The 7625-nt window shown below is 67.9% G+C and carries 10 protein-coding genes; 4 read left to right on the top strand and 6 right to left on the bottom strand.

Going from position 1 to position 7625, the window contains the following annotated elements:
- Nucleotides 1-380: 380 nt before the first annotated feature.
- Entirely contained in the window at nucleotides 381-1022 is a 642-nt protein-coding gene (locus ACWIHT_RS19100) for a DNA-3-methyladenine glycosylase (protein ID WP_456169267.1), read from the bottom strand.
- A 137-nt stretch (nucleotides 1023-1159) separates the two neighbouring features.
- Between ACWIHT_RS19100 and ACWIHT_RS19095 the strand changes: the two genes are divergently transcribed.
- The 3 genes from ACWIHT_RS19095 (at nucleotide 1160) to ACWIHT_RS19085 (ending at nucleotide 3174) form a co-directional block, all read left to right on the top strand.
- Entirely contained in the window at nucleotides 1160-1942 is a 783-nt protein-coding gene (locus tag ACWIHT_RS19095; protein WP_456169266.1) for a sporulation protein, read from the top strand.
- A gap of 40 nt (nucleotides 1943-1982) precedes the next feature.
- Nucleotides 1983-2522: a YbhB/YbcL family Raf kinase inhibitor-like protein gene (locus tag ACWIHT_RS19090; protein ID WP_456169265.1), complete on the top strand. Its 540-nt coding sequence runs from the start codon at nucleotides 1983-1985 to the stop codon at nucleotides 2520-2522.
- A 145-nt stretch (nucleotides 2523-2667) separates the two neighbouring features.
- Entirely contained in the window at nucleotides 2668-3174 is a 507-nt protein-coding gene (locus ACWIHT_RS19085; protein WP_427923343.1) for an HNH endonuclease, read from the top strand.
- A 67-nt stretch (nucleotides 3175-3241) separates the two neighbouring features.
- On the opposite strand, the gene ACWIHT_RS19080 is transcribed toward ACWIHT_RS19085, so the two are convergent.
- The 3 genes from ACWIHT_RS19080 to ACWIHT_RS19070 form a co-directional block, all read right to left on the bottom strand.
- Nucleotides 3242-4201 (bottom strand): SPFH domain-containing protein, encoded by a 960-nt coding sequence (locus tag ACWIHT_RS19080; protein ID WP_456169264.1) that lies wholly within the window; start codon nucleotides 4199-4201, stop codon nucleotides 3242-3244.
- A 130-nt stretch (nucleotides 4202-4331) separates the two neighbouring features.
- Nucleotides 4332-4766, bottom strand: a complete 435-nt coding sequence (locus tag ACWIHT_RS19075; protein ID WP_456169263.1) for an NfeD family protein — start codon at nucleotides 4764-4766, stop codon at nucleotides 4332-4334.
- Between the two features lie 80 nt (nucleotides 4767-4846).
- Complete coding sequence (locus tag ACWIHT_RS19070; protein ID WP_019067387.1) at nucleotides 4847-5638, bottom strand: ABC transporter ATP-binding protein; 792 nt, start codon at nucleotides 5636-5638, stop codon at nucleotides 4847-4849.
- Between the two features lie 132 nt (nucleotides 5639-5770).
- Here ACWIHT_RS19070 and ACWIHT_RS19065 point away from each other — a divergent pair, with 132 nt between their 5' ends.
- The gene (locus ACWIHT_RS19065; protein WP_456169262.1) at nucleotides 5771-6559 is read left to right on the top strand and encodes a hypothetical protein; all 789 of its coding nucleotides are present in this window, start codon (nucleotides 5771-5773) and stop codon (nucleotides 6557-6559) included.
- Nucleotides 6560-6771: 212 nt separating this feature from the next.
- On the opposite strand, the gene ACWIHT_RS19060 is transcribed toward ACWIHT_RS19065, so the two are convergent.
- Nucleotides 6772-7011, bottom strand: a complete 240-nt coding sequence (locus ACWIHT_RS19060) for a chaplin family protein (RefSeq protein WP_456169261.1) — start codon at nucleotides 7009-7011, stop codon at nucleotides 6772-6774.
- Between the two features lie 214 nt (nucleotides 7012-7225).
- Entirely contained in the window at nucleotides 7226-7465 is a 240-nt protein-coding gene (locus tag ACWIHT_RS19055) for a chaplin family protein (protein ID WP_456169260.1), read from the bottom strand.
- Nucleotides 7466-7625: the final 160 nt, after the last annotated feature.

Raw genomic sequence — 7625 nt, 5'->3', positions numbered from 1 at the left:
TGATTTTTGGCACGCTGTTGAGTTCTCAAGGAACGGACGCTTCCTTTGTACTCACCCTCTCGGGCTTTCCTCCGGGCTTTTCCCTTCGGTCTTGCGTTTCCGACTCTATCAGACCGTTTCCGGTCCCGATTCCCTGTCGGTTGGGATTGTCAAACGCTTTGGGCTTTCGCCTGTCGGCCTTTCGACATTCACTACGTTAGCCGATTCCCTCGCCAGCTCATAATCGAGTTCCGCAAGTTCGAATTCAGGCATGCGGGCATGCTGAACGCGCCCCTGCTGAGAGGGAGTCGTAGGTAGTGGGTTGGCCGCTTCCGGCTGCAGGCGAATGCCGTACCCGGGTCAAGCGGCTCGGGCCACATTACGCACCCCGCCACGGCGCGTCAACTTGACCGACGCCTTGGCGTATGGGCCCGATAAGGGCTCACCGTAGGGTCGTTGGTGATCCAGAACCGCCACGGGTGGACCGCTCCCTCGCCGGACACTCCGGTACGGGGACCGTTGCTTACCTGATGGGAGGGCACGGGTGTGCCGGCCAGCATCCTCAGGGGTGTGTCGCCCGTGGTGCACGCGTCCGTGCCGTCCAGAGAGCGGTCGACGTCGAGGGCGGTGGCCAGGCGTGCGGGGCCTTTGGCCAGTTCTTTGTCATTTCGGGCCGAGAGTCGACGTTTGCGGGCCAGTTCGGCGCCCTCGACGATCTCGCCGGCGCGGAGCAGGACCGCCCTCGCCGTGCCCTCGGGGCCGCACACCAGGTTCATGCAGTGCCACATGCCGTAGGTGAAGTAGACGTACACATACCCGGGTGGGCCGAACATCACGCCGTTGCGCGCGGTCGGGCCGCGATAGGCGTGGGAGGCGGGGTCGTTTCCGCCGTCGTAGGCCTCGACCTCTGTGATGCGCAGGACGATCGGACCGTCGGGGGTCGTGCGGACGAGGATGCGGCCCAGGAGGTCGGGGGCGACCTCCAATACGGGGCGGTCGAAGAAGTCTCTGGGGAGTGGCTTACGGTCCGGGGGCGCGATCATGGCGTCCGAGCGTAGTCCAGACGCACTTGTGCCAAGGGGTGGTCAAGGTTCGGTCCGCTTGCCAGGGTGTGGCGCGGAACCGGTCGCGGTCGGATCGCGTTTGTAGGGATCAAGGGTCCATTCGTAAAGGGAGAGTCATGGCGTTCAAGAAGCTGCTCGCGAGCCTGGGGGCCGGCGGGGCTTCGGTGGAGACGGTGCTGACCGAGGTCAACGTCGTTCCTGGTGGTGTCGTCCAGGGCGAGGTGCGGATCCAGGGCGGGTCCGTGAACCAGGAGATCCAGGGGCTCTCGGTCGGACTACAGGCCAAGGTCGAGGTCGAGAGCGGCGACCAGGAGTACAAGCAGGACATCGAGTTCACGAAGGTGCGGCTGGGCGGTGCCTTCGAGTTGCAGGCGGGGAGCGCGCACACCGTGCCGTTCGGTCTGGAGATCCCCTGGGAGACGCCGGTCACGATGATCGACGGTCAGGCGCTGCGCGGGATGCACATCGGGGTGAGCACCGAGCTGGCGATCGCGCGGGCCGTGGACTCCAGTGACCTGGACCCGGTCAACGTGCACCCGTTGCCCGCGCAGAAGGCGATTCTGGACGCCTTCATCCAGCTGGGTTTCCGGTTCAAGACCGCGGACATGGAGCGGGGTCACATCCGGGGGACGCGGCAGAAGCTGCCGTTCTACCAGGAGATCGAGTTCCAGCCGCCGTCGCAGTACCGGGGGCTGAACCAGGTCGAGCTGACGTTCGTCGCCGATGAGAACGCGATGGACGTCATCCTGGAGATGGACAAGAAGCCGGGCCTCTTCAGTGAGGGCAGTGACACCTTCCGCTCCTTCCAGGTGGGCCAGCACGACTTCCACGGGACCGACTGGGCCGCGTACCTCAACCAGTGGATCTCCGAGGTCGGCAGCAAGCGCAACTGGTTCTAGGCTCGGGACGTACTGAAGATTCCGATCAGGAGGTACCAAGGTGACCGAGCTGAAGCGGCGACCCCTCCCCCATGACTTCCATCCGCCCGTGCCGTCGTTCACGGTGACGAGCGATGACGTCGAGCCGGGGGCGACGCTCAAGGACGCTCAGGTCTACGCGGCCGGCAACACCTCGCCCCAGCTGCGCTGGGAGGGCTTCCCGGCCGAGACCAAGAGTTTCGCCGTGACCTGCTACGACCCGGACGCCCCTACGGGGAGCGGGTTCTGGCACTGGACGGTGTTCGACATCCCGGCCTCGGTGACCGAGCTGCCGACGGGTGCGGGCAGCGGCAAGTTCGAGGGGCTGCCGGAGGGCGCCGTACAGGTGCGGAACGACTACGGGTCGAAGGACTTCGGTGGGGCCGCTCCGCCGCCCGGGGACGGGTCGCACCGTTATGTGTTCACGGTGTACGCCGTGGACTCGGAGAAGCTGGGTCCGGACTCGGACGTGTCTCCGGCGGTCGTCGGTTTCAACCTGCGGTTTCACGCGCTGGCACGTGCCCAGCTGATCGGTGAGTACGAAGCGCCCACGGAAGACTGACGTTCATTGAACGTTTGCCCGCCTCTGGTCTTGGAATTGATCAGGGGCGGGCAGTTTTTATTGCGTTGTCCATCTCGGCGTGCCCGGCCAGAGTTGATCCAAGCCCGCCAGGCGGTGGGCCGATTGCACACGGGAGGTGGGCTGGATGCGGGACACGCTGGTGCTGAACGCGAGCTTCGAGCCGCTGTCGACGGTGTCGTTGAATCGAGCCGTCGTTCTGGTGCTCCAGGACAAGGCTGTCGTCGAGCAGGCCCACCCCGAACTGCGCATGCGCGGAGCCGCGGTTGATATACCGGCTCCCCGGGTGATCCGGTTGTGCAGGTATGTGAGGGTGCCGTTCCGAAGACAAGCTCCGTGGTCGAGGCGGGGTGTGCTGGTCCGGGACCGGCACCGGTGCGCGTACTGCGGCAGGCGGGCGACGACGGTGGACCACGTGGTGCCCAGGGCGCAGGGTGGTCAGGACTCCTGGCTGAACACGGTGGCCTCGTGCGCGGAGGACAACCACCGCAAGGCGGCGCGGACTCCGGAGCAGGCCGGAATGCCGCTGCTGCGGCGGCCGTTCGAGCCGACGCCCGCGGACGCGATGCTGTTGGCGCTGGGGACCGAGGACTTCGACGCGCTGCCGGAGTGGCTGGTGCAGCCGGCGGCGTAGGGCACGTGAACAGAACTGGGGCCCATCTCCCGCGGGAGGTGGGCCCCAGTGTCGTAGAACAGGCCGGTCAGTCGATGGACGGCTTCTCTCGGCGTTCCGAATTGCCGCCCGAGTTGCCGGAGTTGCCTCCGTCGTTGCTCGAACCGCCGCCGAACGGGCCGACGTTGCCCATGGCGCCGGAGAGGCCCTTGAGGGCGTCGCCGATCTCGCTGGGCACGATCCAGAGCTTGTTGGCGTCGCCTGCGGCGATCTTCGGGAGCATCTGGAGGTACTGGTAGGAGAGGAGCTTCTGGTCGGCGTCGCCCGCGTGGATGGCCTCGAAGACCGTACGGACGGCCTGGGCCTCGCCCTCGGCGCGCAGGGCGGCTGCCTTGGCCTCACCTTCGGCGCGCAGGATCTGGGACTGCTTCTCGCCCTCCGCGGTGAGGATGGCCGCCTGGCGCGTGCCCTCCGCGGTGAGGATCGCGGCGCGCTTGTCACGGTCGGCGCGCATCTGCTTCTCCATCGAGTCCTGGATGGAGGTGGGGGGCTCGATTGCCTTGAGTTCGACGCGGTTTACGCGGATGCCCCACTTGCCCGTCGCCTCGTCGAGGACTCCGCGCAGGGCCGCGTTGATCTCCTCGCGGGAGGTCAGCGTGCGCTCCAGGTCCATGCCGCCGATGATGTTGCGGAGCGTGGTGACCGTGAGCTGCTCAATTGCCTGGATGTAGCTGGCCACTTCGTAGGTCGCGGCCCGCGCGTCCGTCACCTGGTAGTAGATGACCGTGTCGATGTTGACGACCAGGTTGTCCTGGGTGATCACCGGCTGCGGCGGGAACGGTACGACCTGTTCGCGCAGGTCGATGCGGTTACGGATGGTGTCGATGAACGGGACGACGATGTTGAGTCCCGCGTTGAGTGTCCGTGTGTAGCGGCCAAATCGCTCCACGATCGCGGCACTTGCCTGCGGGATGACCTGGATCGTCTTGATCAAAGCGATGAAGACCAACACCACCAGGATGATCAAGACGATGATGACCGGTTCCATCGTGCTCCCCGTACCCTTCTCCGCCTCGGCGCTTTCGGAAGATCTTATGGTTGTTGAAGATCTTGCTGGTCGAGTCTGTCAGACCGTCATGCAACTCGTGTGCTGTTCGGTTCAGTTGAGTCCTGCGAGGTCAGATGACGATCGCGGTGGCTCCCTCGATCTCCACGACGTCCACCTCCTGGCCCGGTTCGTAGGCGCGATCGGTGTCGAGTGCGCGGGCCGACCAGACCTCGCCTGCGAGCTTGATCCGGCCGCTGCCGGAGCCGTCGACGCGTTCCAGGACGACGGCCTGTTTGCCCTTCAACGCGTCCACGCCCGTGGCGAGTTGGGGTCGTTGGGAGCGGTGCCGGTTCGCGATCGGCCGTACGACGGCGATGAGGGCGACCGACACGACGGCGAAGACCAGGACCTGGAGGACTACGTCCGCGCCGAGCCCGGCGGTGGCAGCGGCGGCGCCCGCGCCCACGGCGAGCATGCCGAACTCCGGCATCGCGGTCACCACGAGCGGGATCCCGAGTGCTGCCGCGCCGACGAGCCACCACACCCATGCGCCGATGTCGTTCACAAGGTCATGGTAGGGCGGTGGGTCGGGTCGCGGACAGGGCGCATATGCCCGTACGACCCGTATTTTTCAGGGGAGTTCGGTCAGGACATGGGGAGACCGTGTGCGGTCCAGCGGTCGCCGACCTGCTCGACGATCAGCGGGAGGCCGAAGCAGAGGGAGAGGTTGCGCGCGGTGAGTTCGAGCTCCAGCGGACCCGCGGCGAGGACCTTGCCCTGACGGATCATCAGGACGTGGGTGAAGCCGGGGGCGATCTCCTCGACATGGTGGGTGACCATGATCATGGAGGGGGCGATCGGGTCGCGGGCGAGGCGGCCGAGACGGCGTACGAGGTCCTCGCGTCCGCCGAGGTCGAGGCCGGCGGCGGGCTCGTCGAGGAGGAGCAGCTCGGGGTCGGTCATCAGGGCGCGGGCGATGAGGGTGCGCTTGCGCTCCCCCTCGGAGAGGGTGCCGAACTTGCGGTCCAGGTAGTCGCTCATGCCGAGGCGGTCGAGGAAGGCGCGGGCGCGCTGCTCGTCGACGTCCTCGTAGTCCTCGTGCCAGCCGGCGGTCATGCCGTAGGCGGCGGTCAGCACGGTCTGGAGGACGGTCTGGCGCTTGGGGAGCTTCTCGGCCATGGCGATGCCGGCGACGCCGATGCGGGGGCGGAGTTCGAAGACGTCGACCTTGCCGAGGGTCTCGCCGAGGATGGTGGCGGTGCCGCTGCTGGGGAACAGGTAGCTGGACGCGACGTTCAGGAGGGTGGTCTTGCCGGCGCCGTTCGGGCCGAGGATGACCCAGCGCTCGCCCTCCTTGACCGACCAGGAGACCTGGTCCACCAGAGCCCGGCCCTCCCGGACCACGGTTACGTCCTCCAGCTCCAGAACATCGCTCATGAGCGCGCTGTCTCCCATTGCATCGTCGGCCTGTCTCGGCTGTCGCGTGCGCCGGTAGGCGCAGCCCTCGAAGAAATCTACGCCACCGGCCGGGCGGTCCATCCCATCGGTCCGGTCCTTAGGGTGGGGGGCATGCTTTCGGAACCACGTTCAGGGCGGCTCGCCGCCTGGGGAAACGCCCTTTTGGCCGGGCTTGTCTCACCGGACGACGCCGTACTCGCCATCGTGGGCGAGGACGCCGTGCACCGGGTGGAAGGGCTGCCGGGCGAGTCGGCGCCCGTCGGACTCACACTCGCGCTGGGGCGGCTGCGCACCCTCGGGGTGACCGGACTTCGGGTGGCGCTGCCCACCTCGGGACACCCGCTGGGGCTCAGCGGCCCGCCCGCGTTCAACGCGCGGGCCCTGGAGGCCGAGGAGGCGGTGATCTGCTACGGCGCCGCGCTCGGCCTCATTCCCGAGGTGTACGAGGCCGGTCCCCCCGGTGACGTACATGTCGAGGTCGTCTGGCACTGCCTGCCGGTGCGGGAGGCGCCGCCCGCCGATGTGCCCTCGCTCGGGGAGGCCGAGCGGGAGCTCGCGGAGGCGCTGCGGGACGCGACGGCGGTGTTGTCGCGGCTGGACGTGGCCGGGTCGGGGCCGGTCGCGGAGGCCGCGCTCGACGCGTATCGCGCGCGGGCCGAGCGGGGGCGGGAGGTGTTGGCGCCGGGGTATCCGCCGCGCGCGGTGCGGGTGTTGGAGCTGGCGCAGCGGGTGGGGTTGCTGGTGTCCCTGGCTCGTGAGAGTGGGCACGGGGGTGCGGTGAGCGCGTCCGAGATGGCGGTGCGGGCGGAGGCGTTGCGGCCTGTGGAGCGGACGGCTCGGCGGGCGCAGGTCGCGGCGTACAACTCCGTTGTGGAGGAGCGGGAGAAGGGGGTGCGGTGAGCGTCGGTCTGTGTGGTGACCGGTGTTGGTGTGGGCGTCTCTGGGGGCTCCGCCCCCAGGCCCCCGGTCGGCCCTGAGGGGGCCTCGTCCTCAAACGCCGGACGGGCTGATTTTGCGGGCCCGCGTTGAAAGGCACCGGACGGGCTGAAGACACAGAAGAGGCCCCGGGAGTCGTCGTTGACTCTCGGGGCCCTTTCTTACGGCTGTGGGTGTCAGCCGTTGATGCCCTTGTTGCCGAACGCGGGGTTCAGCAGGCCGATGACGTTGATGCTGTCACCGACGACGTTGACGGGGACGTGGACCGGGACCTGGACGACGTTGCCGGAACCGACACCCGGCGACTTCACGGCCGCGCCGTCGGCACCCGCGTCGGCGACAGCGGCACCGGCGGAGGCGCCAGCGGCGATACCAGCGACGGTGAGGGCCACGGCGGCCTTCTTGGCGATGTTCATGAGAAGCGTTCCTCCTGCGATTGCGTGACCGACCCGGCCGCGGGTCGTGCGCTGAACAACGCGGGTGGTGCCGGAAACGGCACGGGAATGCGCGTTTGACTGCCCGATCGGATCATTGGCGCGACAAGCCGACCGAATGACCAGGTGACGAGCGGACCGGCCTCCCAGGGAGCGCCCTGGGAGGCCGGAGGTCACTGTCGCGGAGCGACGTGCGTCAGTGGTTGACGCCCAGGTTGCCGAAGGCGGGGTTCAGGACGCCGATGACGTTGACGCTATTGCCGACGACGTTCACCGGGACGTGCACCGGGACCTGGACGACGTTGCCCGAGCCGACGCCGGGCGAGCCGGCGGCCTGGCCGTTCGCCAGGCTGTCGGCGGAGGCCAGCCCGGCACCGGCGGCTACCAGCCCGCCGGCCACCATCGTCACGGCCGCTGCCTTCTTCAGGTTCTTCACTTCTGAGCCCTCCTAGCGATCACCGCGGCAGGCGCCGCGGCACGCATGGGAGAACGGCGGAGATCCACGAAGGATGCGCCATCCGGGGGACATTCCCACGACGGTATGAATCTCGGCCCGGAACAGGACGCTCCGGGTTGCCGCCGCGCCCCTCCCACCT

The sequence above is a fragment of the Streptomyces sp. NPDC002276 genome, from assembly GCF_053891435.1.
The sequence above is the reverse complement of the archived record's forward strand: the minus strand, read 5'-3'. Positions and strand labels throughout refer to the sequence as shown.